Annotated in this window: 22 protein-coding genes; 5 read left to right on the top strand and 17 right to left on the bottom strand. The window is 58.9% G+C overall.

Features of this window, described 5'->3' with window-relative positions; translation table 11 throughout:
- Window positions 1–32: 32 nt before the first annotated feature.
- Window positions 33–812, top strand: a complete 780-nt coding sequence (locus C4J85_RS04960) for an IclR family transcriptional regulator (RefSeq protein ID WP_124403164.1) — start codon at window positions 33–35, stop codon at window positions 810–812.
- Window position 813: 1 nt separating this feature from the next.
- Here the strand turns inward: C4J85_RS04960 and dacB are convergent, their stop codons facing one another.
- From dacB to C4J85_RS04920, 8 genes are all read right to left on the bottom strand, one after another.
- Window positions 814–2,271 carry a D-alanyl-D-alanine carboxypeptidase/D-alanyl-D-alanine-endopeptidase gene (dacB, locus tag C4J85_RS04955; protein WP_124409108.1) on the bottom strand — a complete coding sequence of 486 codons (1,458 nt, stop codon included), beginning with the start codon at window positions 2,269–2,271 and terminating at the stop codon, window positions 814–816.
- A gap of 101 nt (window positions 2,272–2,372) precedes the next feature.
- Window positions 2,373–4,793 carry a TonB-dependent receptor gene (locus tag C4J85_RS04950; protein WP_124409107.1) on the bottom strand — a complete coding sequence of 807 codons (2,421 nt, stop codon included), beginning with the start codon at window positions 4,791–4,793 and terminating at the stop codon, window positions 2,373–2,375.
- Window positions 4,794–4,926: 133 nt separating this feature from the next.
- Window positions 4,927–5,199, bottom strand: a complete 273-nt coding sequence (locus C4J85_RS04945; protein WP_124361413.1) for a GIY-YIG nuclease family protein — start codon at window positions 5,197–5,199, stop codon at window positions 4,927–4,929.
- A gap of 36 nt (window positions 5,200–5,235) precedes the next feature.
- Window positions 5,236–5,706 carry a nuclear transport factor 2 family protein gene (locus tag C4J85_RS04940; protein ID WP_124409106.1) on the bottom strand — a complete coding sequence of 157 codons (471 nt, stop codon included), beginning with the start codon at window positions 5,704–5,706 and terminating at the stop codon, window positions 5,236–5,238.
- 69 nt (window positions 5,707–5,775) lie between these two features.
- Window positions 5,776–6,411, bottom strand: coding sequence for a response regulator transcription factor (locus C4J85_RS04935; protein WP_124365922.1), 636 nt, complete (start codon window positions 6,409–6,411; stop codon window positions 5,776–5,778).
- A gap of 197 nt (window positions 6,412–6,608) precedes the next feature.
- Window positions 6,609–7,343: a response regulator gene (locus C4J85_RS04930; RefSeq protein WP_256657873.1), complete on the bottom strand. Its 735-nt coding sequence runs from the start codon at window positions 7,341–7,343 to the stop codon at window positions 6,609–6,611.
- A 308-nt stretch (window positions 7,344–7,651) separates the two neighbouring features.
- Window positions 7,652–8,926 (bottom strand): CynX/NimT family MFS transporter, encoded by a 1,275-nt coding sequence (locus C4J85_RS04925; protein WP_124409104.1) that lies wholly within the window; start codon window positions 8,924–8,926, stop codon window positions 7,652–7,654.
- Entirely contained in the window at window positions 8,916–9,575 is a 660-nt protein-coding gene (locus C4J85_RS04920) for a FadR/GntR family transcriptional regulator (protein WP_124406339.1), read from the bottom strand. Before C4J85_RS04920 ends, C4J85_RS04925 begins: the two co-directional genes overlap by 11 nt.
- A 159-nt stretch (window positions 9,576–9,734) precedes the next feature.
- Between C4J85_RS04920 and C4J85_RS04915 the strand changes: the two genes are divergently transcribed.
- Together C4J85_RS04915 and C4J85_RS04910 are read left to right on the top strand one after the other, a co-directional pair.
- Window positions 9,735–10,046 carry a type II toxin-antitoxin system MqsR family toxin gene (locus C4J85_RS04915; protein ID WP_124406338.1) on the top strand — a complete coding sequence of 104 codons (312 nt, stop codon included), beginning with the start codon at window positions 9,735–9,737 and terminating at the stop codon, window positions 10,044–10,046.
- A complete protein-coding gene (locus C4J85_RS04910) occupies window positions 10,043–10,531 on the top strand; it encodes a type II toxin-antitoxin system MqsA family antitoxin (RefSeq protein ID WP_124409103.1) in 489 nt (162 codons plus the stop codon). The genes C4J85_RS04915 and C4J85_RS04910 overlap by 4 nt, the downstream gene beginning before the upstream one ends.
- Window positions 10,532–10,591: 60 nt before the next feature.
- Here the strand turns inward: C4J85_RS04910 and C4J85_RS04905 are convergent, their stop codons facing one another.
- The 4 genes from C4J85_RS04905 to C4J85_RS04890 form a co-directional block, all read right to left on the bottom strand.
- Entirely contained in the window at window positions 10,592–11,356 is a 765-nt protein-coding gene (locus tag C4J85_RS04905) for an amino acid ABC transporter ATP-binding protein (protein ID WP_003171943.1), read from the bottom strand.
- Between the two features lie 11 nt (window positions 11,357–11,367).
- Window positions 11,368–12,465 (bottom strand): amino acid ABC transporter permease, encoded by a 1,098-nt coding sequence (locus C4J85_RS04900; RefSeq protein ID WP_124409102.1) that lies wholly within the window; start codon window positions 12,463–12,465, stop codon window positions 11,368–11,370.
- A 10-nt stretch (window positions 12,466–12,475) separates the two neighbouring features.
- Window positions 12,476–13,657 carry an amino acid ABC transporter permease gene (locus C4J85_RS04895; RefSeq protein ID WP_124365915.1) on the bottom strand — a complete coding sequence of 394 codons (1,182 nt, stop codon included), beginning with the start codon at window positions 13,655–13,657 and terminating at the stop codon, window positions 12,476–12,478.
- 72 nt (window positions 13,658–13,729) lie between these two features.
- Entirely contained in the window at window positions 13,730–14,761 is a 1,032-nt protein-coding gene (locus C4J85_RS04890; RefSeq protein WP_048723770.1) for an amino acid ABC transporter substrate-binding protein, read from the bottom strand.
- A gap of 345 nt (window positions 14,762–15,106) precedes the next feature.
- Here C4J85_RS04890 and C4J85_RS04885 point away from each other — a divergent pair, with 345 nt between their 5' ends.
- Both C4J85_RS04885 and rhlB read left to right on the top strand, forming a co-directional pair.
- The gene (locus C4J85_RS04885; RefSeq protein ID WP_124403153.1) at window positions 15,107–15,763 is read left to right on the top strand and encodes an alpha/beta hydrolase; all 657 of its coding nucleotides are present in this window, start codon (window positions 15,107–15,109) and stop codon (window positions 15,761–15,763) included.
- Between the two features lie 95 nt (window positions 15,764–15,858).
- Window positions 15,859–17,325: an ATP-dependent RNA helicase RhlB gene (gene rhlB, locus C4J85_RS04880; protein ID WP_124409101.1), complete on the top strand. Its 1,467-nt coding sequence runs from the start codon at window positions 15,859–15,861 to the stop codon at window positions 17,323–17,325.
- Between the two features lie 61 nt (window positions 17,326–17,386).
- Here the strand turns inward: rhlB and C4J85_RS04875 are convergent, their stop codons facing one another.
- From C4J85_RS04875 to moaC, 5 genes are all read right to left on the bottom strand, one after another.
- Window positions 17,387–22,213 carry an RHS repeat-associated core domain-containing protein gene (locus C4J85_RS04875; protein ID WP_124409100.1) on the bottom strand — a complete coding sequence of 1,609 codons (4,827 nt, stop codon included), beginning with the start codon at window positions 22,211–22,213 and terminating at the stop codon, window positions 17,387–17,389.
- 39 nt (window positions 22,214–22,252) lie between these two features.
- Window positions 22,253–24,223, bottom strand: coding sequence for a hypothetical protein (locus C4J85_RS04870; RefSeq protein ID WP_124409099.1), 1,971 nt, complete (start codon window positions 24,221–24,223; stop codon window positions 22,253–22,255).
- A 256-nt stretch (window positions 24,224–24,479) separates the two neighbouring features.
- Window positions 24,480–24,932 carry a molybdopterin synthase catalytic subunit MoaE gene (moaE, locus tag C4J85_RS04865; protein ID WP_124409098.1) on the bottom strand — a complete coding sequence of 151 codons (453 nt, stop codon included), beginning with the start codon at window positions 24,930–24,932 and terminating at the stop codon, window positions 24,480–24,482.
- Window positions 24,933–24,934: 2 nt separating this feature from the next.
- Complete coding sequence (gene moaD, locus C4J85_RS04860; protein ID WP_124403149.1) at window positions 24,935–25,177, bottom strand: molybdopterin converting factor subunit 1; 243 nt, start codon at window positions 25,175–25,177, stop codon at window positions 24,935–24,937.
- Window positions 25,174–25,647, bottom strand: a complete 474-nt coding sequence (moaC, locus tag C4J85_RS04855) for a cyclic pyranopterin monophosphate synthase MoaC (protein ID WP_038849958.1) — start codon at window positions 25,645–25,647, stop codon at window positions 25,174–25,176. Before moaC ends, moaD begins: the two co-directional genes overlap by 4 nt.
- Window positions 25,648–25,751 lie beyond the last annotated feature (104 nt).

The following is a 25,751-nucleotide window of genomic DNA, read 5'->3' as shown; positions in this document are numbered from 1 at the left end:
CGCCCACTCATCTCTCGGATTCTCGCTCCCCCATGGAAAAGCCCCGCGACACCGGTAAACAGAAAGTCCGCTCGGCCGAAGTGGGCACCGATATCCTCAAGGCCCTGGCCGAACTGTCGCCGGCCACTTCACTGTCGCGCCTGGCCGAGCATGTGCAGATGCCGGCGAGCAAGGTCCATCGTTACCTGCAGGCGCTGATCGCCTCGGGCTTTGCTGAACAGAACGCCGCCACCAACCACTATGGCCTGGGGCGCGAAGCCTTGCGCGTAGGCTTGGCTGCGCTGGGCAGCATGGATGTGCTGAAAGTCGGCGCGATGCCCCTGGCGGAGCTGCGCGACGACCTGAATGAAACCTGCTTTCTGGCGGTGTGGGGCAACCAGGGTGCGACCGTGGTGCAGATCGAGCCGGCAGTGCGCGCGGTGACGGTGGTGACACAACTGGGTTCGGTCTTGCCGCTGCTCAGTTCGTCCACCGGGCTGGTGTTCAGTGCGTATCTGCCGACACGGGAAACCGTGGAGTTGCGTGAGCGCGAAATCCAGGCCGGCACCGCCCATGCCCTGGCGGATGACCAGGCCTACGCCATCACCTGCGAGCAGATCCGACACCGTGGCCTGCACTTTGTGCATGGTTTGCTGATGCCGGGGGTGGATGCGTTGTCGGCGCCGGTGTTCAACGCGGTCGGGCAAGTGGCGGCGGTGATGACCGTGGTCGGCCCCACCTCGCTGTTCCATGCCGATGAAGACGGCCCGGCGGCGCAGCGCTTGCTGGCGGCGACCCGGGCCGTGAGTTGGCGCATGGGCTATCAGCCCTGAGTCAGTCGTGCCACTGCGCGAGGGCCACGGCCAGGCGGTTTTCCAGAGCATGGATGCTGGCGGTGTCGCTCAGGTAGTTATTGCTGATCATCGCAAACACCAGTCGCCGTCCTTGGGCATCTGTGAGGTAACCGCTCAGGGACGACACCCCGCTCATGGAACCGGTCTTGCCGTGCAGGTTGTTCTCGGCGGCCGTGGCGCGCAGCCGATAGCGCAAGCTGCCGCCGGTCATGCGATCGCTGTTGCCGGCAATTGGCAATGCGTTGTACCAGGCATCGAACCACGGCTGTTTGCTTGCGGCCAGCAGCAGGTCGGTAAGGGTCTGCGACGACAGCAAATTACGCCGTGACAGGCCCGAGCCGTCCACCTGGCTCAAGGTGCTCGTATCCAACCCCTGACGCTTGAGGAACCCTGCCACGGCCACGGCACCCGCCGCCGCCGTGCCGCTATTGGCGGTCTGCCGGCCCATGGCTTTGAGCAAGGCTTCGGACATGGTGTTGTTGGAGAGCTTGAGCAGCGGCGTGATCAATTCCTGCAAGGGCGCCGATCGATGCTCGGCCAGCAATGTCGCCGTGGCCGGACTTGCACCGCCCATGATGCGACGGCCCTGCACCCTGATGCCCTGTTGCGCCAGCGCTTGTTCAAACAGATTGGCCACCCACTGCGTCGGCTCCCACACGCTGACCAATTGCTCGCTCTGCCTGCCCGGCGCAACGGTGCCGCTGAGCTGCAACAGGTTGGTGCCATGCCGGCGGTTGATCCCATAGCTGTTGCCCGGCCCACTGACGGCGCGGTTGCTCAATTGCAGGTAATCGCTGGGCGGGTAGAGGTCGACACTCACCGGCAAACCGGCCCGCACCGGCGCCTTGGCGGTGACCAATACGCTGCCTGCGTCAAAGTCAGCATTGGGCGACACCGTCAACGCGGAAATCTGCGCGCCGTAGTAGGTGGTTTCATCATCGTGAGACCAATCGACGCCCAGGCGTTCGGCATCGAACCAGGTATCGTCGAACACCAGGTCGCCCTGGACCTGGCGGATGCCCTGGCTGGCCAGTTGCGCCGCCAGGGCCTGGTAGTCGGCGAGCTGCAGGGTCGGGTCGCCGAGGCCGCGCAGGTACAGGTTGCCTGTCAGGCGATCGCCCTGGCGCGTGCCGTCACTGAGCAGCTGCGTGGCGAAGCGGTACTGCGGCCCCAGCACGTCCATAGCCGCTGCAGTGGTCAGCAGCTTGAGGTTGGAAGCCGGTACCAACCGCGTGCTCGGATTGTGTTGATACAGCGTGTCGCCACTGCGCACGTCGCGCACCGTCAGTGAAACCGTGGCGCCACGCAACGCCGGGTCGGCCAACAGTTGGTCGAGCGCCGCTGGGGTGGCGGGGTGTGAAACGCTGGCGCAGCCGCCCAGTAACAAGCTCAAGCCGACCAGCAGCGCGCAGGTGTGTAGCCATCTTCCAAAGTGCATCAGTAGCGTTTTCCGTAGGCATCGAATGCCGGCAACGCTAACAGCTCAGGTGTCAATGTGGGAGGGTGCAATCCCCCTCCTCCACAAAAAAGCAAATCCGGTCAGAAGGTAAGGGTGCTGGACACCGACACCTGCCGCGCATCACCGATGGACACGAACTGGGTGTTCACCGAAGAGGTGTAGTAAGTGCGGTCGAAAAGGTTTTTCACATTGAGCTGGAACTTGACCTTCTGCCCGTCGATTTTGGTGTCATAGCTGGCGAACGCATCGGCCACGGTATAGCTCGGCAATTCGAAGCTGTTGGCCGCATCCCCTGCCCGCTCGCCCACGTAGCGCGCACCGGCACCGACGCGCAGTTGATCGCCACCCAGCAGGCTGCCGAAGTCATACACGGCAGACAGCGACGCGGTATTTTTCGCCACGTTTTGCAGGCGATTGCCTTTGAGCGTCGGGTCGTCGGTGACCTCGGCATCGGTGTAGGCGTAACTGCCGATCAGGCTCCACTTATCGCTCAGTTGGCCGCTGGCATCCAGCTCCAGGCCACGGGAACGCACCTTGCCCGCCACGCTGTAGACCGAGGTCAGCCCCTCGCCCACCTGCACCAGCACGTTGCGCTTATCGATGGTGAACAGCGCGGCGCTCGCGGTGATGCGCCCCGGCAGGTCGAACTTGGTACCCAGCTCCCAGGCCTTGGATTCTTCCGGCTGCAGGCTGCCCTCCAGCACCGTTTTGTTGGCCAGCGGCGCAATGGTGGAGTTGGGTTTGAACGACTCGGTGTAGCTGCCGTAGAACGACAGTTCGTCGGTGTAGCGATACACCAGCCCGGCACGCGGCACCCACTTCTGGCCGTTGCCGTCGGTGTTGGCAGTGAACGGCACGCCTTTACCGGCGTATTGGTCGTACATCTGGTAGCGCGCGCCGCCCACCAGGATCCACTGGTCGTTCAGGTGCAGGGCATCCTGGAAGAACAGCGAATCGCTGCGCAACAGATCGGTCTGGTTGCTGTCCGGCGCACTGACGTTGGAGCCCGCCACTTCGTTGCCGTAGACCGGATCGTTGTAGTTGAAACTGCCGCGTGGCGCCTGGCGAATCAGCTCGGCGCGGTGGATTTTGCGGTATTCATCGTCCAGCCCGAACACCAGGTCGTGGCGCATGCCGGCCACGTCGACCTTGCCTTCAAGGCTGGCGGTGGCGAAGCGGTCAGTGGTCAGCGCGCCCTGGGTGCCGTCCATGCTGCGGGTGAGGGTGCCGTTGGTGTTGACCTTGACCACGCGCACCTGGCTGGCGTCATAGGTTTCACGGTTCCAGCTGTAGCCGAAGTGGGCTTTCCAGTCGTCGTTCAGGTCGTGGTCGACGGTCAGGCGGTACAGGTCGGAGCGACCTTCCATATCGTTGAACGGCTCATCCAGGCGGCGGGTCGCGGGGATGTTCAGCGGGTGGTTGGTTTTTGGGTCAATCGCCGTGCCGCGGTCGAACGGCGACAGAAACTCGCGGTGCTCATAGGCAAACACCACTTGGGTCGCGTCGCCATACCAACCCAGCGACGGCGCCACCAGGGTTTCACGGTGGGTGCCGTAGTTGCGCCAGTAGTCTTCGTCTTCATGGTCGACGATCAGGCGATAGGCCAGGCCGCTGTCGCCAATCGGGCCGGTGGTGTCCAGGCTGCCGCCACTGCCATTCTTGCCGCTGCCAAAGGTCGAGCCGCGCGCGGTCAAGGACGTGGACTGCACCAACTCGGGCTTTTTGCTGATGATGTTGACCACGCCGCCCGGGTCCTGGATGCCGTACAGCAACGACGACGGCCCCTTGAGCACTTCCACGCGGTCGGCGGTGGCGTTCAACGCACGGCCCTGCACCACCGGCATGCCGTCCTTCATGATCGAGCCGTTACGGTTGTCGCCGAAGCCGCGCAGCATCACCGCGTCCTGGGTGCTGCCAAGGGTGTTGGACTGGGTGATGCCGCTGATATTGCCCAGCGCGTCATCCAGGTTGCGCGGTTGTTGATCGCGCAAGACCTGGGCGGGTACCACGTTGACGGTTTGCGGGGTTTCCAGCAGCAGGCCCTGGGAGCGCATCACCGAGCTGGTCGGCGGCGGCTGGTAGCTGGTGCTGTCCTGGCCAGGGCTGGCGGCGTTGATGGTGGTGGCGCCGAGATTGACCGCGCCGTCGGCGGGCAGCGGTTCCAGCGCCAGGGTACGGGCGTCGATCTGGCGGAAGGTGAAGCCGGAGTTGCCCAGCAGGCGTTGCAGCGCCTGGGTCGCGCTCATCTGCCCGTTGAGCGCCGGGGCGTTGAGGCCGTAGGGCGCTTCATCGGTATAGATCACGCTGATCCCGGTGACCCGGCTGAAATCACTCAGCGCCTGGGGCAATGGTTTGGCCGCCAGAGCAAACGTGAATTGGGCGCTTTGCTGTTCCTGCGCCTGTGCCACGGCCACGGCCAGGGGCAGCAACGCCAGCGCCGAGACTGAAAATACCGAGGCTCCCAGCCACTGTTTGAGCCTACCGCCCGCCGTCGATTTCATGCTGTGAGCACCCGTGTAAAAACGCTGTTAATGCGAATTGATCGCAGTTTCAAGCACTACACGGATGGGCGAGCGGTTTACCTCACCCTTGTTTGCAAATATTTTGTTATGGCGCCTGATGGGAACCTGTCAGTCAGCCTGATGAAGCACTGGTCGCCAGGCACTCCTTGGCGCTCTTCTTCAATTTCTTGATCAAGCGTTCCTGGCGCAGTGCTTCGCCTTTGCTCGCACATTGCTCGGTGTACACCAGCGCAACGGCGGGGCTGGAGAGGAAAAACCGCGCGCCCTTGCCGCTTTGATGGGTGGCGAACCGGCGCACCGGGTCATTGCTGATGCCGCAATACAGCGAGCCATTGGCGGCGCGCACCAGGTAGACGAACCAGGGTTTGGATTCAGGCGTGTTCACGACGGGATTCGGCACTGTACAGAAGCACCCAGCTTATCAACGACCGGCCTGGAATGCCTTCAAACCTTTGCGCGCCTGGGCGCGTACGGCGTTTTTCACCAAGGGCGTCCAGCCCAGTAACAGGCCCTTGGTGCCCAATGCCTGGCGCGACCAGCGCCACAGGTCGAAATGGTCGTGATGCTCGCAAATCCTGCCTTCACGAAACACGAAGCGCGCCTGGATATCGTTGACCACCGTATTGCCGGTCGCGCTGAACAGGTATGTCGCCACCCAATGCGCGCTGCCCGCGTTGCCCTCGCTGCGCACGTTGTCAAAGGTCAGGGAAAAATCCTTGGCTCGAGTGGTGAGCATGCGCCACATGTCGCCGGCGTCCTGCCCGCGCAGTTCGCCGAAGGCCGGATCGCTGAACACCACGTCCTGGGTATAACAGGCGGCCATGGCTTCGGCATCCAGGCGCTGAAAGGCGCTATAGAACTCAGTGATCAGGGCGTTATGGGCATCACTCATGGGCAGTTTTCGCAGGATGAACAGGGATGCCGAACGATAGTCCGCGTAACAAGAGAATGCCATTGCTTTCTACGGCACCATTCCCGTATCGCGCGCATAAGCAAACAAATCGACATCCGTCGAAATACTCAAACGTTGCATGGCCGTGCTTTTCTGCTTGCTGATGGTGGAAATACTGCGGTTGACCTGCGCCGCAATCTGGCTGACGGTCATGCCGCTGGCCAACATTCGCACCACCTCGCGCTCCTTGTCGGACAATTTAGGCTGCCCGGACTGGTCGCCCACTCCCGACTCCACCAGCTGCAAGCGCAGGGATTCGCTGGTGAAGGTCTGGCCCGCACACACGGCCTTGATCGCCTGGGGCAACTCTTTGGCCGAAGCACTCTTGGCGACCACGCCGCGCACACCATGGGAAAAAGCTGCACGCAAGATGGCGATGCTGGCGAACATCGTCACCACAATCACCGGCACCTGCGGATACTGGCGGTGCAGCAGGCCCAACAAACCGTAGCCATCGGCCTGCTGGCCGCCTGGCATGGCGAAATCCGTGACCAGCACGTCGCACGGGGTTGTGCTCAACACGTCAAGCAACTGATCAGGACCGTCGGCCTCACCGACCACTGTGCATCTTCCATTCGCCTCGATCACGACCCTTTGCCCGATGCGAACAATAGGGTGATCGTCAGCAATAATTACTCGAAGCATAGGTACCCACGAATGATTGCAACTTGAATCAGCGCAAAATACCTCCGCCGGCAATCATCAACAACAGCTAACAAAGCGTCACTTGCAGCCACGCCCAATGTTCTGTACTAGCTAAATTTTTGCCTACAAAACAACAGGAAAACACCTACAGTCAAAACCAGCTCACTCGGAAACGAAAAGCCCTTGCAGGCGCGGATTCAGAGACGGGACAAGTATTTGAGATAAACGCACAAACGTGCCTGGAACAGCTCCAGTTGCACCGAGTGTGAAGCAACATCGCCGGACTGGACCTGCTCGATCAATTGCGTGGCAGTGGACTCAAGGTCGCTGCCGCCCAGAAATACCAGGCTACCCACCAGGCGATGCAGGCGTTCGGCAACCAGTGAGGCGTTGCGCGTTGAACAGGCTTGGCGCAAGACGCGATAGTCTTCCCAGGCTTCCACCAGCAGGCCTTCGAGCAGCTGATCGACGATCGCGTCGCTGCCAAACGTCGCGACAAGCGTGTCGCGGGTTGGCCAGCCAGGGGCTGGCGCAGTCTCCTGGCCGGCTTGCGGAGCATCACTGCCAGGCAGCCAGTGCAGCAGCACGGCGTGCAATTGTTCCAGGGTCAGTGGCTTGAGCAGCCAGGCATCCATGCCCGCTTCGCGACAGCGCCGGGGGGTATCGTTTTGCAGATTGGCGGTCAAGGCAATGACCGGTACTCGCCTCAATCCGTGGTCGTGCTCATGCTGGCGAATGGCGCTGGCCATGCTGTAACCATCCATAAACGGCATCTGGCAATCGCAGATCACCAAATCAAAGGGCCGGCGGGTAAACGCCTTCAGCCCCATGAACCCATCGGCGGCCAACTCGTACCCCAGGCCCAGTTTCTGCAACATCCAGCCCAACAGCAGCCGGTAGGCTGAATGATCCTCCACCACCAGGATATTCATGTGCTGCCAATGAAGCGGGGGGACAACCGGCAGATCTGGTTTGCGGCTCGCTCCTGGGGTTGAACCTTGCGGCGAAACCATCACTCCCTCTCCATGGCTATTGATCCAGCGGCAACCTGTGACACTGATGCAATCGCCATGGGGGCCCTATGCAGGAATGATTGCCTAATCCTTTTGGGCGTTATCGACCAGAAACAGATAACCTTTTGAGTGATTGAAAGCCGATACAACAACTACGAAAAAGCCACTATCCACTGGCAGCGCACTGGAGTGGCGTGCCATGCAGGCACTGTCGAAAGTGTCTGCCTTCAGACTTTCTCGCTGGTGACGTTTACGTAGCGTGCACGACCGGCGCCAAGGCCCGCGATAATCGCGCCGAGTCCGATCACGGCTAAGATCCAACCGATCGCCGCCCAACCGCCGGTCCAGTCATGCACCAGGCCGACCGCAAACGGGCCCATCGACGCGAGGGTGTAGCCAATGCCCTGGGCCATGCCTGACAGGTTGGCGGCAACATGGGAATCCCGGGAGCGCAGCACGATCAAGGTCAGCGCCAGGCTGAAGGTACCGCCCTGCCCCAGGCCCAGCAGTATCGCCCAGCCCCACAGGCCATCGAGTGGCGCATACAGGCAACCGAACAGACCGCCGAGCGTCAGCAGCATTACCACCACGATTGCCAGGCGCTGGTCCTTGCCGCGTGTGGCCAGCCACGGCGCGGCCAGGGAACTGAACAACTGCAGGATGATCGAGCCCGACAGCGCCAGCCCGGCCTCGGTGGCGCTCAGGCCGCGGCCGATCAGGATCGATGGCAACCAGCCGAACACGATGTAGGCCAGGGAGGATTGCAGGCCCATGTACACGGTGACCTGCCAGGCCAGCGGGTCGCGCAGCAAGCCCTTGACCCGGTAAGCCACCTGATGGGCGCTGTGTTTCTGGCCGACCTGAGGCAACCAGAACAGCGCCGCCACCAGGGCCGGGACCATCCAGAAGCCCAGGCCGATGGCCCAACTGCCCGCGAAATAATGGCTCAAGGGCACGGTCGCGCCAGCAGCCAGGGCCGCGCCCAGGCACAGGGCCATGGAGTAGACACCGGTCATGGCGCCGGCCTGCCTGGCGAAATCACGCTTGACGATGCCCGGCAGCAACACACCGATGATGCCGATGCTCGCACCGGCCAGCAGGCTACCGGCGAACAGCCCGAATTCCCCGAGAGAACTGCGCAGGATGATGCCGCCGGCGAGTGTCAGCAGAATCCCCAGGACCACGCGCTCGGCGCCAAAACGCCGGGCCAGGATCGGCGCCAGCGGCGCGAACAGCCCCAGGCACAGCACCGGCAAGGTGGTCAGCAAACCGGCCCTGGCCCCCGACAAACCCAGGCTGGCGGACACTTCGCTGAGCAGCGGCGACAGGCTCGACAACGCCGGGCGCAGGTTCAACGCCACCAGGACCAGGCCGAGCAGCAACAGCCACGGCCGGCTGACCACCGGCTCGTGCTGCTGGACCAGCTCGTCGTCGGCTTCGGCATCGATCAGCAGTTCTTCCAGTTCGGTTGCACGTTGCTTGCTTGGGGCTTCAAGGTTCATTGATCAACTGCCGGCAGAGGGATTTGGCGCGTTCCGGGTCTTGGTGTTCCACGGCGTCGAGCAGGGCGATATGCAGGTCGAACACGGCCTGGCGACGCGGCGAGGTGTTCAGGGTCTGGCGCAGTTGGGCGCCGACGATGCTTGAAAAATAAAGGTACAGCTCGCTTAGGGCTGGGTTGTGCGCCGCGTCCACCAAGCGTTGGTGGAACACCAGGTCGGCGCTGATGTAGGCCTCCAGTTCACCGTGATACAACGCGGCGCTGGCCTGGAGGGCTTGGCGTAGCGCGACGAGGTCGTCATCGCTACGGCGCAACGCCGCGAGCCCGATGGCTTCCACTTCGAGGATCTGCCGCGTTTCCTGCGCCTGTTCCAGCGAGCAATGGGACAACGCACGCATCGCCCCCAGCGGGTCGGTCATCGAACGCAAATAGCTGCCATCGCCCTGGCGGATTTCGATCAAGCCGGAAAACGCCAATACACGCATGGCCTCTCGTACGGTGTTGCGGCTGATGCCCAGCTCGGCAGACAGCTCCGGTTCGGTGGGCAGGCGTTCGCCGATGGCCCATTTTCCTTCGGTTATGCGCCAGCGCAACTGCTCCAGGGCCTGGTCCACCAGGGAGCGTTTGATCAACGGGGCGATGTCTGTCATGAGCTTTACGCTTTCGTCCAATCATAGGATGAATTTTCCTACAGCCTATTCGGAGTTGCCTACAAAGGCAACGCACTAGGATTTTCAGGCAGGAAAAAGAACAGAATTTTCGATTGGTAAAATTACCCTCAGAGGGTAATTATTGGACTCAGGTGTCTTATGGAAAAGTACACACCTCATTACGATCTGGCGGTGATCAAGGCGGATGTCAGGCGGCTGGGAGAAAGAGCATTCACCCGTGCGGCCAAGGAAACAGGAAAGGGTCTCGACCTGGATATCAGCGAGATGCAGGCGATCGTTTACGAACTGAAAAACCGGATGTTGTACAAGTCGATGACCACCTATGCCGATCATCGGGTCTGGCAAGACGTCTACCACATCCATTCACATGGTCTGGAGATTTACATCAAGGTCACTTACTGCTCTGGCAGTAACCCACCGGTGATCTCCTTCAAAGGGATGAACCCATGAAAACCCAACAATGCTGTATTTGTGGTGCCCCCGACGCCATGACACGCTTTGAAGGCCGCAGCGAAACTCTGCGCATAAAAGGTATGGAGCGGCGCATTGATGATCTTTCGGGCTGGGAATGCCAAGTTTGCGAGGACGGCATGTACGACCCCGACAGCAGCGAACGCCATGCCAAGGCAGGTGATGAACTGCTCCACGCCGCCCGGCGGATGATGGGCGTCGAACTCAAGCGTATTCGCCGCAAGCTGCAGCTCACGCAGAAAGAAACCGTGCAATGGCTGTCCGGCGGCGGGCACAACGCTTTTTCACGCTACGAACGCGGCGAAATAACACCGCCCAAACCGCTGATGGTGTTGATGCGTCTACTGGATCGTCACCCGCACTTGCTCACCGACGCCAAGGAACTGGCCGAGGGCGCAGACCTGCGCAACGCCTTTACCTACACCCTCAATAACGAAACGCCAGAAGCCCTCAAAGCCTCTTGATCCTCCAAACAATAAACCCGGCACCAAGGCCGGGTTTAGTGTTCAAGCATCATCCACTCATCAATGCAGAATCTGGCTCAAGAACAACTTGGTCCGATCATTCTGCGGGTTGTCGAAGAAGTCATTCGGCGCCGCCTGTTCTACGATCTCGCCCTTGTCCATGAAGATCACGCGGTTGGCCACGGTGCGGGCAAAGCCCATTTCGTGGGTTACGCACAACATGGTCATGCCGTCTTCGGCCAGGCCGATCATGGTGTCCAGCACCTCTTTCACCATTTCCGGATCGAGGGCCGAGGTCGGTTCGTCGAACAGCATGATTTTCGGCTTCATGCACAACGCGCGGGCAATCGCCACGCGCTGTTGCTGACCGCCGGAAAGTTGCCCCGGAAACTTGTGGGCCTGCTCCGGAATGCGCACGCGCTCAAGGTAGTGCATGGCGATTTCTTCGGCCTTGCGCTTGGGCATCTTGCGCACCCACATCGGCGCCAGCGTGCAGTTCTGCAAGATGGTCAGGTGCGGGAACAGGTTGAAGTGCTGGAACACCATGCCGACTTCACGGCGGATCGCCTCGATCTGCTTGAGGTCGTTGGTCAATTCCACGCCATCGACCACGATGCGGCCCTGCTGGTGTTCTTCCAGACGGTTGAGGCAGCGGATGGTGGTGGACTTGCCCGAACCCGACGGGCCGCACAGCACGATACGCTCGCCCTGCTTGACGTTGAGGTTGATGTCTTTCAACACATGGAACTGGCCGTACCATTTGTTGACGCCCTGCATCTGGATAATGCCTTCAGGGCTCACAGGCTGTTTGATCGCTTCGCTCATCACATCAACTCCTAACGCTTGTGGCCTGTGTCGAGCTTGTGTTCCAAATGAATGGAATAGCGCGACATACCAAAACAGAAAATCCAGAACACCAGGGCGGCGAACACATAGCCTTCAGTGGCCATGCCCAGCCATTTCGGGTCGGCGGCGGCTTGCTTGACGCTGTTGAGCAGGTCGAACAGGCCGATAATGATCACAAGGCTTGTGTCCTTGAACAACGCGATAAACGTGTTGACGATCCCCGGGATCACCATCTTCAAGGCTTGCGGCAGGATCACCAGGCCCATCGAACGCCAGTAGCCGAGGCCCATCGCTGCGGCCGCTTCGTACTGGCCCTTGGGAATCGCCTGCAAACCACCGCGCACCACCTCAGCCACATAGGCCGACTGGAACAGGATCACGCCGATCAACGCGCGCAGCAGCTTGTCGATGCCCATGCCTTCGGGCAGGAACAACGGCAGCATCACCGAGGACATGAACAGCACGGTGATCAACGGCACGCCGCGCCAGAATTCGATGAAGGTCACGCAGACCACACGAATGGCCGGCATGTTCGAACGTCGTCCCAGCGCCAACATGATGCCCAGGGGCAAGGCGCCGGCGATGCCGACGGTGGCGATCACCAGGGTCAGCATCAGGCCGCCCCATTGGCTGGTCGCCACGTTGGCCAGGCCGAAGATCCCGCCATGCAGCAGGAAGAACGCGATGATCGGGTACAGCACCAGAAAGCTCAGGCCGTAGACCGCCTTGCGTTGAAAACGCGAGATGAACAACGGCGCCACGCCGACGATGGCCAGCCATACGGTGAGGTCCACGCGCCAGCGAAGGTCGCCGGGGTAGTAGCCGTACATGAACTGCCCGAAGCGCTGTTGGATGAACACCCAGCAGGCGCCCTCCTTGGTGCAATCGGCGCGCGTGGTGCCGACCCAGTTGGCGTCGATGATCGCCCAGCTCAGAATCGGCGGCACCACCAGGTAGATCAGGTAGAACGCCAACAAGGTCAGCAGGGTATTGAGCCAACTGGAAAACAGGTTGGCGCGCATCCATGCCATCGGCCCGAAGACTTTGCTCGGCGGCGGCATATCAGGTTTGAACGTATGCGAACTCATGCAGGTTTCCTCACCGCTCGATCAGCGCAATGCGCTTGTTGTACCAGTTCATCAGCAGGGAAATGCTGATGCTGATCGCCAGGTACACGCTCATGGTGATGGCAATGACTTCGATGGCCTGGCCGGTCTGGTTGAGCACCGTGCCGGCAAACAGCGAAACCATTTCCGGGTAACCGATACCGGCGGCCAGCGACGAGTTTTTCGCCAGGTTCAGGTATTGGCTGGTCAACGGCGGAATGATCACGCGCAACGCTTGCGGGATGATGACCTTGCGCAACGTCGGCCCGGGGCGCAGGCCCAGGGAACGCGCCGCTTCGGTCTGGCCGTGACTGACGGACTTGATGCCCGAGCGCACGATCTCGGCGATAAACGCCGCGGTATAAACCGTCAGCGCCAGGGTCAGTGCCAACAGTTCGGGAATCAACACCCAGCCGCCGACAAAGTTGAAGCCTGAAAGCTTCGGCATTTCCCAGTGCAGCGGCGCGCCGAAGATCAATGCGCACAACGCCGGGATCACAATGAACAGCGCCAGGCCCACCCAGAATTTATGGAAAGGTACGCCGGTCGCTTCAAAGCGCTTGTTGGCCCAGCGCGCCATCAGCACGATTGCCGCAATCGCCACCACGACGCTGACCACAAACGGCCAGAAACCGTCAGCGGCAAGCGCTGCCGGCATATTCAGGCCACGACTGCTGACAAAAAAGGTATCGCCGAAGTTATGACTGTTACGCGGCCCCGGCATGGTCAGGAACACCGCGAAGTACCAGAACAGGATCTGCAGCAGCGGCGGAATGTTGCGGAACACTTCCACATACACCGTCGCCAGCTTGTTGATCATCCAGTTCGGCGACAGCCGCGCCACGCCAATGACGAACCCGAGCAGGGTCGCCAGGATCACGCCGATAAAGGTCACCAGCAGGGTGTTGAGCAAACCGATCACAAACACCCGGGCATAACTGTCCGATTCGGTGTAGTCGATCAAATGCTGCGCGATGCCAAAGCCGGCACTGCGCTCAAGAAAGTCGAACCCCGAGGTGATGCCCCGGTGTTGCAGGTTGGTCTGGGTATTGTTGAAGAGGTACCAGCCCAGCGAGACCACCGCCACTATCGTGATGATCTGGAAGAGCCACGCACGCACTTTGGGATCGCTGAAGCTGAGCTTCTGCTTGGGTGCGCCGATTTGATTTTGCATGAAGTGCCCCGGAAAGAATGGAACAGAACATCACCCGGCGGTTGGCCCACCGGGTGACAGAACCATCAGCGATCAGCGCACAGGAGGTGCGTATTGAATGCCGCCGGCGTTCCACAGGGCGTTCAGGCCACGGTCGATTTCCAGCGGGGTGCTCTTGCCCAGGTTGCGCTCGAACACTTCGCCGTAGTTACCGACTTGCTTGACGATCTGTACGACCCAGTCTTTCTTCACTTTCAGGTCTTTGCCGTATTCGCCGTCAGCACCGAGCAGACGCGCGACGTCCGGGTTCTTGGTGGACTTGGCTTCAGCTTCGACGTTTTTCGACGTGATGCCGGCTTCTTCAGCGTTGAGCATGGCGTAGCCAACCCAGCGCACGATGGCCAGCCACTCGTCGTCGCCATTACGCACGACCGGGCCCAGCGGTTCCTTGGAAATGGTTTCCGGCAGAACCACGTAGTCCTTCGGCGCGGCCAGCTTGCTGCGCTGGGCGAACAGTTGGGACTTGTCGGAGGTCAGTACGTCGCAACGCCCGGATTCCAGCGACTTGGCGCTTTCATCGGAGGTGTCGAAGGTGATCGGGGTGTATTTGAGGTTGTTGCCACGGAAGTAGTCGGAAACGTTCAGCTCGGTGGTGGTACCGGCCTGGATGCAAATGGTTGCACCGTCCAGTTCCTTGGCGCTCTTGACGCCCAGCTTGTTGTTAACCAGGAAGCCGATGCCGTCGTAGTAGGTGATGAAGCCCGGGAATTTCAGGCCCATGCCCGCATCGCGAGAGCTGGTCATGGTGGTGTTGCGCGACAGGATGTCGACTTCGCCCGATTGAAGCGCGGTGAAACGCTCCTTGGCGTTCAACTGGCTGAACTTGACCTTGGTTGCGTCACCGAAAACGGCGGCGGCCACGGCGCGGCACACGTCAGCGTCGATCCCGAGGATCTTGCCGCTGGCATCCGGCACCGAGAAACCCGGCAGGCCGTCACTCACGCCACACTGCACGAAGCCTTTCTTCTGCACGGCATCCAGGGTGGCGCCAGCTTGGGCAAAACCACTGACACCCAATACAGCGGCCGCGGTCACGATGGCCAGGGTGGATTTCAATACCTTCATTCAAACCTCCAGTTGCTCTTGTTGTGTCGGAGCTCCAACCTCAGCGCACCCTTATGAGGCGATATCGACCCGTGTTGGCTTTTTTTGGGGTCGAGCAGCATGAGATTTTTGCGGTAATTCCAGTTGCTTTCCCACAAGCGGCAGTCACTGATAGTGTTACCGCCCTAGGAGAGTTCTGACATCGACCTACACATAGCAAGGCCCGTACCAGAGTGCTGGCTGAGTCGCTGACGGCGATGTTCAATGGCAAAAGATTCACCCTTGCGACATTCTCTTAACAGATCAACCTGTCGCGCACCGTTCCGACGCACTTAATCGGAGCGCCCGCACAGCTATGGAGCAGACATGACCGAACCCTTGATCCTTGAGCCCGCCAAGCCCGCAGATGCCTGTGTTATCTGGCTGCATGGCCTGGGCGCCGACCGCTACGACTTCCTGCCGGTAGCCGAAATGCTGCAGCAAACTTTACTGACCACCCGCTTCGTTTTGCCCCAGGCGCCCACCCGTGCGGTGACGATCAATGGTGGCTACGAGATGCCGAGTTGGTACGACATCAGGGCCATGAGCCCAGCCCGTTCCATCAGCCTGGAAGAACTGGAAGCGTCGACCACAATGGTCACGGATTTGATCGAGGCGCAGAAGAGAACCGGGATAGACGCTTCGCGGGTTTTCCTGGCGGGCTTTTCCCAGGGCGGCGCAGTAGTTTTCCACACTGCGTTTAAACAATGGCAGGGCCCGCTGGGTGGCGTGATCGCCCTCTCCACTTACGCGCCGACCTTCGACGATGAGCTGGAATTATCCGCCAGCCAGCAACGCATCCCTGTCCTGTGCCTGCATGGCCAGTATGACGAGGTGGTGCAAAACGCCATGGGCCGCAGCGCCTACGAGCATTTAAAGCACCGTAGTGTCACCGTGACATGGCAGGAATACCCAATGGGCCACGAAGTGTTACCCGAAGAGATACGCGATATCGGCACCTGGCTGACCGAGCGCCTGCGCTGAAACCCGCGTTGATGTAGTTGTATGACAGACGCACTACGCCGCGCCCGATTCTTGCATTACACTGGCCGGCGTACATTCCTTAACCAATTAATGAGATGACCGTGCTCAAAGCACTCAAGAAGATGTTCGGCAAAAGCGAGGCTGAGCCGCTCGCGCCTGTTCCCAGTGCTCTCGCTCCCAAGCCCGGCAACCGCAATGACGCTAGGCAGCCCGAGCGGATCGCACCTGCCGCCGCACCGAAAACAGCCTCGGTGACACCGCCCGAACAGGCCGAGCCCGCAGAGATCCTCGCCGCGCCTGTCGCCAAACCACGCCGCGAACGCGCGCCCAAGCCGCCCGTGACGCCGTGGAAACTCGAAGACTTCGTCGTCGAGCCCCAGGAAGGCAAAACCCGCTTCCATGACTTCAACCTGGCCCCGGAACTGATGCACGCCATCCAGGACCTGGGCTTCCCGTACTGCACGCCGATCCAGGCGCAGGTGCTGGGCTTCACCCTCGCCGGCAAAGACGCTATCGGCCGTGCCCAGACCGGCACCGGCAAGACCGCCGCGTTCCTGATCTCGATCATCACTCAACTGTTGCAGACACCGCCGCCGAAAGAGCGCTACATGGGCGAGCCGCGCGCGCTGATCATCGCGCCTACGCGGGAGCTGGTGGTGCAGATCGCCAAGGACGCTGCCGACTTGACCAAGTACACCGGCCTCAACGTGATGACGTTCGTCGGCGGCATGGACTTCGACAAACAGCTCAAGCACCTCGAGGCCCGTCATTGCGACATCCTCGTCGCGACCCCAGGCCGCCTGCTCGACTTCAACCAGCGCGGCGACGTACACCTGGACATGGTCGAAGTGATGGTGCTGGACGAAGCCGACCGTATGCTCGACATGGGCTTCATCCCACAGGTGCGTCAGATCATTCGCCAGACTCCGCCAAAGGCCGAGCGCCAGACCCTGCTGTTCTCCGCGACCTTCACCGAAGACGTGATGAACCTCGCCAAGCAGTGGACCACCGACCCGTCCATCGTCGAGATCGAAGCACTCAACGTCGCCAGCGAAAACGTCGAGCAACACATCTACGCCGTCGCCGGTGCCGACAAGTACAAGCTGCTCTACAACCTGATCAACGACAACGGTTGGGAGCGGGTGATGGTATTTGCCAACCGCAAGGACGAAGTACGCCGCATCGAAGAGCGCCTGGTACGTGATGGCGTCAACGCCGCGCAACTGTCTGGTGATGTGCCACAGCACAAGCGCATCAAGACCCTGGAAGGTTTCCGCGAAGGCAAGATCCGCGTGCTGGTGGCCACCGACGTGGCCGGACGCGGGATTCACATCGACGGCATCAGCCACGTGATCAACTTCACCCTGCCGGAAATGCCGGATGACTATGTGCACCGGATCGGCCGGACCGGTCGTGCGGGCGCTGCCGGTGTGTCGATCAGCTTTGCGGGCGAAGATGACTCGTATCAGTTGCCGTCGATCGAGACGCTGCTGGGGCGCAAGATCAGCTGTGAAACGCCGTCGACGCATTTATTGCGTGCCGTGGAACGTAAGCGCACATAAGGAACAAGCCCTTGTGGAGCGAACTCGCTCCACAGGTATGCCACACCGACACAGGCTGGCACTACCCCCGATACAATTCCCCCATGATGGGCTGGCGTACGCGCGATGCCTCGTCTCTGAATGACTGATAGTAGCCGGCACTGCTGCTTGGCATGTCCAGCAAGGGACTGCCCGTTGCTTGCGACTGGGGCTGGGCCGAAGCAGCCCCGCCATCACCGCCCCCCTGCGGGGCGGGTTTGGCCGGCAATAAGAATCTACTTTCGAGCGAACGACCTAGGTTAGTAAACCTCAAAATCGCCCGTAGACCCCCGATAAGCTGGCTGAGTGGGGTGACGCCAGCTTTATCAGTAAACTTGTAGCTTAAGCCCAACAGACGTTGGCGTGCCGCGAATAGCGCACTGCCGAGGGGGGTGTCTGTCAGTTTGCCAATACCCGTGAACTTTGCAGCAGCAGAGTTGTAGGCCATATGCGCCGAGGTATAGGCCCCCGCCGCACTCACTGCCAATGAGGCCAGAGAGAATCCGAGAGACGTCCATCCAAGATTACGGATGTGGCCCGAACGGTCCCATCCCATGGCCTTGTCGACCTCGGCAATAGTCATCGCTGTGACACTCAGCGTTCCACTTACAACGCCAAGCCCCGCCCCGACGGTAAGCGCAATTTTGGAGGCGATAACCCACCCCGTTATGGTTGCCGTAGCCGTAGCGGCAGTCGCAGCGGCAGTCGTAGCGGCAGTCGCAGCGGCAGTCGCAGCGGCTGCGCCGGCTGTATACGCAGCTACCGCTCCCGCAAGAGAAACTGCCCCAAACCCTAGCGTTACCACCGACAGCGCCAACGCAACGCCGGTCAACGCCCACTTCAACCAAGTTGGCCACAACCCGTTAGGGTCCATCAGGTTGATCGGGTTACCGGCACAATAGGCGTAGCTGTTGATCCCTCCCTCATCAAACGGACTCAACGGATCGGGCTGCAAGAACATCATCAAGTCTGGATCGTAGGCACGCTGACCGTTGCCCAGGAAATACAGGTTGATCGCCGCATCCAGCCGCTGGCCGTTGAATGCAGGCAGTTGCAAATCGGCCAAGGTGCGGGGTGTACCGTCATCCAGAGGGATCTGCGTATCACCATAAGGCGTGTAGTGGCGACCCACAGGTGCCTGGCCCGGGGACGAAATCCCGCGGACGCTGCCGGCGGCATCGTTCATATGCAGTTGCGGGCCTTCCACCCCGCCAGTACGCGCCATCACCTGGTCCGCACCGTCGAAGTAGCGAATCTTCCTGCTGCCTTCAACCAGGGTATCGAGGCGGCCCCCGGCGTATGCCAGCATCACGGGCGGTTCATTGCCGCGAGACGCGACGACCTGCCGGGCTTCGGCATCGTACTGATAGTTGTAATTGAAGGCATTGGCCTGCACAGCGGTCAGTTGCTCGAAACCATCATAGGTATAGGCCTGGCCTGCGGGACTCGTCTGCAAGTTGCCGGCGGCATCATAGGCCGCTGTGAAATTCTGTACCGGAAGCGTGTGAGTCAGGCGGGTCAGTTGGGTGGGGTCAGCGCCGGTGAAAAAACGCTCGCACGTATCTTGGGTGCCATCGGCAAAAGTGGTCACTACCCGTGTGATGTTATTGAGGTTATCAAAGCTGAAGTCTTGCCCGGTGATGGCACGCCCCAGCCGATCCTTCGGATGCTCGAGGCCTTCACAGCGGTAGGTTCTAAGTCGCAGGTAGGCATCGTAGGCGAAGGTTTCACCGATCACCACCTGTGAACTTGCATTCCGGAGAAACCGAGTCGCCAACATACTGTTGGTGTGATAGGTGCTGCTCATCACCTGCAACAGCGCGCCGTTTTGCTCAAAGCGGCGCTCGGCTTCCCGCCCCAGCGAATCGTAGGACACCTTGGTACCGACTCGCGTACTGTCATAGGCGGTGGTCAGGCTCTCGGGCCGGCCCAACGTATCGTAGGACTGTTCAATGACCATGGGTCCGGTGGTCATCCGGGAGAATCGTCCGTGGATATCGTACTCAAGTAGGCTGCTCTGGCCATCGGCAGCCGTTTGATGAAGCAGGCGCCCTGCCGGGGAATAGCTGTACTGCGCGGTCAAGGTGGTGCCGCTGGCGGTTTGAACGTCCTTTTCGGTATGGCCGTTGGCATCCAGAAAGAACTCATGGATAAGGCCATTGGTCTCCGAACGGGTCAACGCTCCGTTAATCGGGTCATGCCGATAGGTGCTCACGGGGAGCCCTGTCATCTCAATCTGACTCGCTACATCCAACTCCTTGTCATAGGTCAGGCTCTGACGAACTCCCCGGGGGGTCACCATGGCGATCGGCTCGATCCACCCCGCCTCGTACTCCCAGGTCGTAGCCTGCCCCGTCCCTCGTGCCTGGCTGGCCATTCGGCCCAGGCTGTCGTAAGTCCGCGTCCCCAGCCGCTTACCATCGACCGTAATCGCAGTGGCCAGTTCAGCACTGGTACCTGGGGCATAGTCGGTTTTACGCAGCCGTTGCGGGGTACCGTCTACCGGTTTTTGAAGAGCCGTCTGCAGTCGGCCAAACGTATCGTAGGCAAATTCAGTGCTGTTTTTGCTGACATCCAGTACCGACAGGCATCGGCCCAGGCCATCGTAGGTGCGCGACTCCACTTCGACTTTATTATTATTGGCGTCCAGCCGTTCCACCTTTATCGGTTGGTTATGCGCATTGAAATAGCTCACCAGCCGCTCACCGCCTGCAACGCCTTCCTCTGTTTGATTCAGCAGCGGGTCGTACTCATTGATCTCCACACGGCCATCAGAACGAGCCACACGGCTGGCATTGCCCCAACGGTTGTAGGAATGGGTGCTCTTCAGTGAAATCTGTCGGTCGGCCAGATAATCGAAATTGACCGTCTCCACGGTTTGCCCAAGCGCGTCATACCGCCACGTTGCGGTGGCACGCTCCTGGTCCTGGTTCGGGCCAATCAGTTGAGCCTCGGATACCTGACGACCAGCGCCGTCGAAGTAGGTAATGGCCTTGTTACCTTGTGCATCCGTGGTGATCAGATGGGCACGTTTATCCTGCGTTGCAAAATGGTAGGCATAACGTCGACTCGCTTGCTGCGGTTTTCCGGGGGAAACCGTTTCTTCGATCAGTCGGCCGCTGACATCAAACGCCAGGGCCAGGGTGCTGCCACCGTCTCGCGCCATCGACAGCAGCCGTCGATTGACCAGCGACAGCGTGCGCACCGCCTCAAGCCACTGCCCCTCGCGCCCCGTCAGGCGTCGGGTTTCCACAAGGTTGTCACCTGTAATGGTGTAACTGAAATCACTGACCAATACCTGCCCGTCGACCGTACTGGTGCTGCTCTTCAGCCGGCCAGCCAGCTCGTCGGGGGTTTCGTAGTAGCTTTGCTGCATCGTGAGCCCGCCGGCCTGGCTGCTCGACTGCTGCAGAACAAAGTAACTGCTGCCCGTCTGCGGCACACGGGTATGGGTGTACTCCGTGAGCACGGGTGCAGGCGTGCCTCCCACAGGTATGAGGCGCTCTTGCTTGAGGTAGCGCGGGAATAAATTATGGGGGTCAGCCGGGCACTTGCCGCTCTCGCCGGCAATCGGGTAGTAAGTGTATTCGGTGCGAATCCCGGAGGTTTCGGTGCGGCTTAGTTCGTTGCCGTAGTCGTCTGTCTCGATCTGCTGGATTTCTTCGCGCGCCGTGCCACCGGCCACCAGTTCATAGCGCTTGGTGATGGTTTTCGGCAGTTGGAGGTTGGGGGGTTGGGCGGGGAACAGGCCGGGGACCACGTTATAGGCGATGGTAGTCTTGGCCCGCGTACCTTCACGCAGTACTGATTCTTCGGTCAGCAGGTGGAACTTGTTGTAGGTGGTACAGGTAACGGTCAGCGCGGCATTGTCATTTGCCGAGTCGATGGCTTGCTCCTCAGTCCAATAGTTATAGGCGCCGCCAATCAGATACAGATTGTCCTCCCCTTCATGAAAACCACCGGAATAGGGGAACCCGGTAAAGTTTGTGCCAGAACTATAACTATAAGTCCGGATCATGGGAGGTTGATTGGCACCTGGGGTTTGCGTCCAACTGGACACCTGTGGGATGAACTGGTTATTGCCATATTGATGGCCGTTCTCGGTGTAGCTGATCCGTTCATCCCCACCCATAGGCAGTTGCATCCGCTCGATCGCCACCAGGCCATTACGAAACGGTGTCCTGTAGGTAAATTGATAGGCCGCGACCCCAGGCGGGCCACTACGGTCATAAGGGGCGGTAACACCTGTGAGGCGACCATTGGTCTGAGTAAACCGCATGCGCGCATAACGACCGCCCTCCACCCGCGCATCAGCCGTTTGCAGGGCTCCACTCGCATAGGTCAGCACCAGCAACTCTTCCTGCTTGTGATTGAGAACCCGCTCAAGAGCGCCGCCCGCGGCGTAGCGGAAGGTGAACACTTCACCATTTTCGAATCGTATGGAAGTGATCCGATAAGGGAGCGTGCTGCTGATACGCTGCAAAACTTCGACAGTGCCATCCCGATAAATCACATGGAGCGTGGCTTCATCTGTGCGTCTTACTACCAAATCTTTGAGTTTTCGATCTTTGAACACCATCATGCCGCCAACTGAAGGCATACCTTGGGTCTTAAACTGCTCGCCACTGAGCAAGGTAAGTTGGGAGTTGGAGAGATCAAACTGCGTATTACTCAGCCGCCAACCCAATCCGTAAGGCGCACTTTCAGAGCTGAGCATGGAGAATGACAAAACAATGCTGCGACTGACTTCAAGAGGCCCTTGAGGGGAGAATTGCGACAAACGGATCTGGCATCCATATTGACCTGTACGCGGATCGACTGAACCGCTTAAGTACGAGGAAAAATTAAATGCATTAGAATATACATTCATGTCAAGCCCCTGCTCTCAAGAAAAATCACGGCAATTTAATCAGTTCTCATAATCCAACAACTGAATATTATTTCCAATTCGTTGCATCGTATATGCATGCATGCAACCATAATTATCCAGCAGACGCCAAGGTGTTCTGACTTCTCCCTCAGGCATGCCTTTCTTACCGGAAACCCACATCGCACGCATGATCGTATTTACTCGATTAAATGGCACACTGTGAGTAGGATCTGGCAATGTTTTGTGAATATCATAAATCTTAGGATTTGCTCCAGGGATATCGTGCCCTATAACGACGCCAACCTTTCTATAATACTTGTCAGACTTATGAACTAAGGTTGTCTGAAAGTATCTTCCTTCATCAAAGAGCCGCATAGGTGAATCCAGCCCCAGCTGGGAGACAAACTTCAATCCAGGCGGCGGCAGCCAATACCAAACATCAATATCGGTCCCCGAACCAAACTCCCAATAAGCATGATCCACAGTACGTACAAGATCAGCAACCCTTACTCTAAAAGGCTGCCGAGGAGAAATATGCACCCAACTATCGAAGTTGATTTCAGCATCAGAAAAGTTCGTAGTATAAACCTTGCCACCTATAACGATCCTGGCCATAAACCTTCTGGACTCAATTGAAACGCCCGTCTCTAAACGCATAAAACGATCAATTACCTCTATAGCATTCGTCGAGCCCATATTTTGCTGTGTAATTTGCTCCTCTACCTCGTCCCCTTCTGCGCCTTCTAAACTTCGATTCCACAGTCCGATCTCATATATATTTCGAGCTGCATCGCACGCCCATCCGGCAGGTAAAGGCTGATTCACATTTGCCGAATACAGCGTGATCGTAGCACTGTCTTTCTCGTCCGCCCGTGGCTGTACATCCTCCCAAAGACCATCAATTCCTTCCTGCTCCACACCGAGCTCAATAGACACTTTGCACTGGTGCCGGCTATTGGCATAGAGCGCATCCGTTGAGTCTTGGCCATTGGTAAGGATAATTCGCAAGTGTTTAGGCCGTCGTTTTAATTGAACGGGCGCTACATTCATGCGATTACCACCTTCATGCGGTACAATTTTGAATGCATGAAGTGTTCCGAAGTTATCCCGCAGCAGCCATTTACTCTGCGTATCATTCTGCGGAAGATTCGGTATCTGTGTGTGAAGCCTAACGGCACACATGACGCGATTCCACTTCCGTAGAAAAGCCGGATCCTCACCCGGACTTAATGCCGGAAGATTTTGGTGAACCATACTCAAACGCAAATCAACACTCGTTGCACCCTTGAAAACGCCTCCCTTATAAGCATTCGAAAAACCATAAGATGTCTGAAAAACCGTACCTTCATTCGGCACATACAACGGCTCGACCAATCCATAATTATCAACAAAACGCAAACCATTCACACCGTCCCAGTAATACATATCCACATCGACACCAACACTATCAAAAGCATAATAGTCAGTAATTAAATCAAGTTCTGTAGAGAGCAATACGGGCGGCGCGACGGGAGCAATAAACACCGATGACTGGAAGTCAGTCGGGTATTCGGAATAGCTACGGGTGACACCTTCGCCATCCAATATAATGGTTGCCATGAACTGTATAGGTTCAAGTGATGAAATTTCCTCGACGCGCACATATCGGTGGATAATTTCTATACGCGGATCGACAATAACACTATTTGGCCCAGGCCCGCCTGGTGCTTCCCCCGTGCGATTCCAAAGCCCTGAATCGTATTCATTTTTCTCGGTATCAAACACCCACCCGACCGCTTCACTTTGATCAACCGACATTAATACAGGTACGATTTTTATACTGGCGCGCTCGCTATCAGTTAACGCAACATTGTTCCAAGAACCCAGCCTCCCTATAACCTCTTTTAAAACTTCAACAATAATATCAACCTGATGATGCCCATTGGCATACAGCGCATCCGTATAGTCGGTACCGTCAGCAAATCTGACTTTAAAGTGTGAAAGTCTCATATTATTTGATTGCCTGATCATTTTACTCTCCAAAACTCAATGTCAGCCGACGCACAGAGACTGGTCAAAATCAATTCAACCTGAAACATCACACACCTAAATGCCTAAATGCCTAAATGGCCGAGTGCTTAAGAAGATTAGAGATCAATAAATTAAATGAGGTAACTGTCAGAACTGACAGTCAGGTAGATTAAATCGAAATAAGTTAATAAGGTTTAATAATCTAAATACCAGCGATGGCTACTTGTTTATGCAAGCGCCACCGATTGATGAACAGTCAAGCTTTCCAACGATCCGCCGCCACATGATCACTGTCCCGCCCTTCCACCCAGCGCGGCCCTTCACTGGTGTTTTCCTTCTTCCAGAACGGCGCGCGGGTCTTCAGGTAGTCCATCACAAATGCACAGGCATCGAATGCGGCCTGGCGGTGGGCACTGGCGGCGCCTACAAAGACAATGGGCTCGCCGGGTTCCAGGGCACCGATGCGGTGCAGCACCTCCAATTTGAGCAGCGGCCAGCGTTGCTCGGCCTCGACGGCGATCTTGGCCAGGGCCTTTTCGGTCATGCCGGGATAATGCTCCAGGAACATCCCCGCCACTTCGCGGCCATCATTGAAATCGCGCACATAGCCAACAAAGCTCACCACCGCGCCCACGCCCACATTGGCCGCATGCATCGCGTTGACTTCGGCGCCGGGATCAAAGGCTTCGACCTGCACACGAATGGCCATGTTCAGCCTCCGGTCACGGGTGGGAAAAAGGCGACTTCATCACCGGCCTGCAACGGCTCGTCGAGGGAGCACAGCTCCTGATTGCGAGCACACATCAGGCTGGTTTCGTTGAGCACTTTAAAGTCCGGCTCAACCGCCAACGCTTGGCGCACGGCGTCGACCGTCGCGAAGTCGCCTTCCATCTCCAGCGAATCCAGGCCAATCGCTTCGCTGTAACGCGCAAAAAACAATACGTTGATGCTCATGCCTGGTCCGCCTTGAAATGCCCGCTTTTACCGCCAAGCTTTTCCAGCAGGCGAATACTTTCGATGGTCATGCCCCGGTCCACGGCCTTGCACATGTCGTAGATCGTCAGCGCTGCGACGCTGGCGGCGGTCAGCGCCTCCATCTCCACGCCGGTCTGGCCGGAGAGTTTGCAGCGCGCCAGGATATGCACCGAGTCTGCGCCGTCGGCGCTCAGTTCGACCTTGACGCCCGTCAACATCAACGGGTGGCACAGAGGGATCAGGTCGCTGGTTTTTTTCGCCGCCTGGATACCGGCAATGCGGGCCACGGCAAATACGTCGCCCTTGGGATGAGCGCCGTCGACAATCATTTTCAGGGTCTCGGGCAACATGCGCACGCGCGCTTCGGCCACCGCTTCACGGAACGTCACGGACTTGTCGGTGACGTCGACCATGTGGGCGCGACCTTGGGAATCTAGATGAGTCAGCACAGCGATACTCCTGATCAGGAGCACCGATTGTAAACCTTGTAGGAGCGAGCTTGCTCGCGAAAAACCAGAGAACAACGCGGGGCAGCAGATGCCCCGCGTTATCG

The organism is Pseudomonas sp. R4-34-07 (genome assembly GCF_003852375.1).
In the GTDB taxonomy this organism is placed as follows: domain Bacteria; phylum Pseudomonadota; class Gammaproteobacteria; order Pseudomonadales; family Pseudomonadaceae; genus Aquipseudomonas.
Note: the sequence above shows the minus strand (reverse complement) of the source record. Positions and strands in the feature narration are given on the sequence as shown.

Bases quoted from the DNA above. Each gene is read 5' to 3' on its own strand.
- C4J85_RS04960 (WP_124403164.1), top strand. From the start codon at position 33: ATGGAAAAGCCCCGCGACACCGGTAAACAGAAAGTCCGCTCGGCCGAA.
- dacB (WP_124409108.1), bottom strand. From the start codon at position 2,271: ATGCACTTTGGAAGATGGCTACACACCTGCGCGCTGCTGGTCGGCTTG.
- C4J85_RS04950 (WP_124409107.1), bottom strand. From the start codon at position 4,793: ATGAAATCGACGGCGGGCGGTAGGCTCAAACAGTGGCTGGGAGCCTCG.
- C4J85_RS04940 (WP_124409106.1), bottom strand. From the start codon at position 5,706: ATGAGTGATGCCCATAACGCCCTGATCACTGAGTTCTATAGCGCCTTT.
- C4J85_RS04935 (WP_124365922.1), bottom strand. From the start codon at position 6,411: ATGCTTCGAGTAATTATTGCTGACGATCACCCTATTGTTCGCATCGGG.
- C4J85_RS04930 (WP_256657873.1), bottom strand. From the start codon at position 7,343: ATGAATATCCTGGTGGTGGAGGATCATTCAGCCTACCGGCTGCTGTTG.
- C4J85_RS04925 (WP_124409104.1), bottom strand. From the start codon at position 8,926: ATGAACCTTGAAGCCCCAAGCAAGCAACGTGCAACCGAACTGGAAGAA.
- C4J85_RS04920 (WP_124406339.1), bottom strand. From the start codon at position 9,575: ATGACAGACATCGCCCCGTTGATCAAACGCTCCCTGGTGGACCAGGCC.
- C4J85_RS04915 (WP_124406338.1), top strand. From the start codon at position 9,735: ATGGAAAAGTACACACCTCATTACGATCTGGCGGTGATCAAGGCGGAT.
- C4J85_RS04910 (WP_124409103.1), top strand. From the start codon at position 10,043: ATGAAAACCCAACAATGCTGTATTTGTGGTGCCCCCGACGCCATGACA.
- C4J85_RS04905 (WP_003171943.1), bottom strand. From the start codon at position 11,356: ATGAGCGAAGCGATCAAACAGCCTGTGAGCCCTGAAGGCATTATCCAG.
- C4J85_RS04900 (WP_124409102.1), bottom strand. From the start codon at position 12,465: ATGAGTTCGCATACGTTCAAACCTGATATGCCGCCGCCGAGCAAAGTC.
- C4J85_RS04895 (WP_124365915.1), bottom strand. From the start codon at position 13,657: ATGCAAAATCAAATCGGCGCACCCAAGCAGAAGCTCAGCTTCAGCGAT.
- C4J85_RS04890 (WP_048723770.1), bottom strand. From the start codon at position 14,761: ATGAAGGTATTGAAATCCACCCTGGCCATCGTGACCGCGGCCGCTGTA.
- C4J85_RS04885 (WP_124403153.1), top strand. From the start codon at position 15,107: ATGACCGAACCCTTGATCCTTGAGCCCGCCAAGCCCGCAGATGCCTGT.
- rhlB (WP_124409101.1), top strand. From the start codon at position 15,859: ATGACCGTGCTCAAAGCACTCAAGAAGATGTTCGGCAAAAGCGAGGCT.
- C4J85_RS04875 (WP_124409100.1), bottom strand. From the start codon at position 22,213: ATGAATGTATATTCTAATGCATTTAATTTTTCCTCGTACTTAAGCGGT.
- C4J85_RS04870 (WP_124409099.1), bottom strand. From the start codon at position 24,223: ATGATCAGGCAATCAAATAATATGAGACTTTCACACTTTAAAGTCAGA.
- moaE (WP_124409098.1), bottom strand. From the start codon at position 24,932: ATGGCCATTCGTGTGCAGGTCGAAGCCTTTGATCCCGGCGCCGAAGTC.
- moaD (WP_124403149.1), bottom strand. From the start codon at position 25,177: ATGAGCATCAACGTATTGTTTTTTGCGCGTTACAGCGAAGCGATTGGC.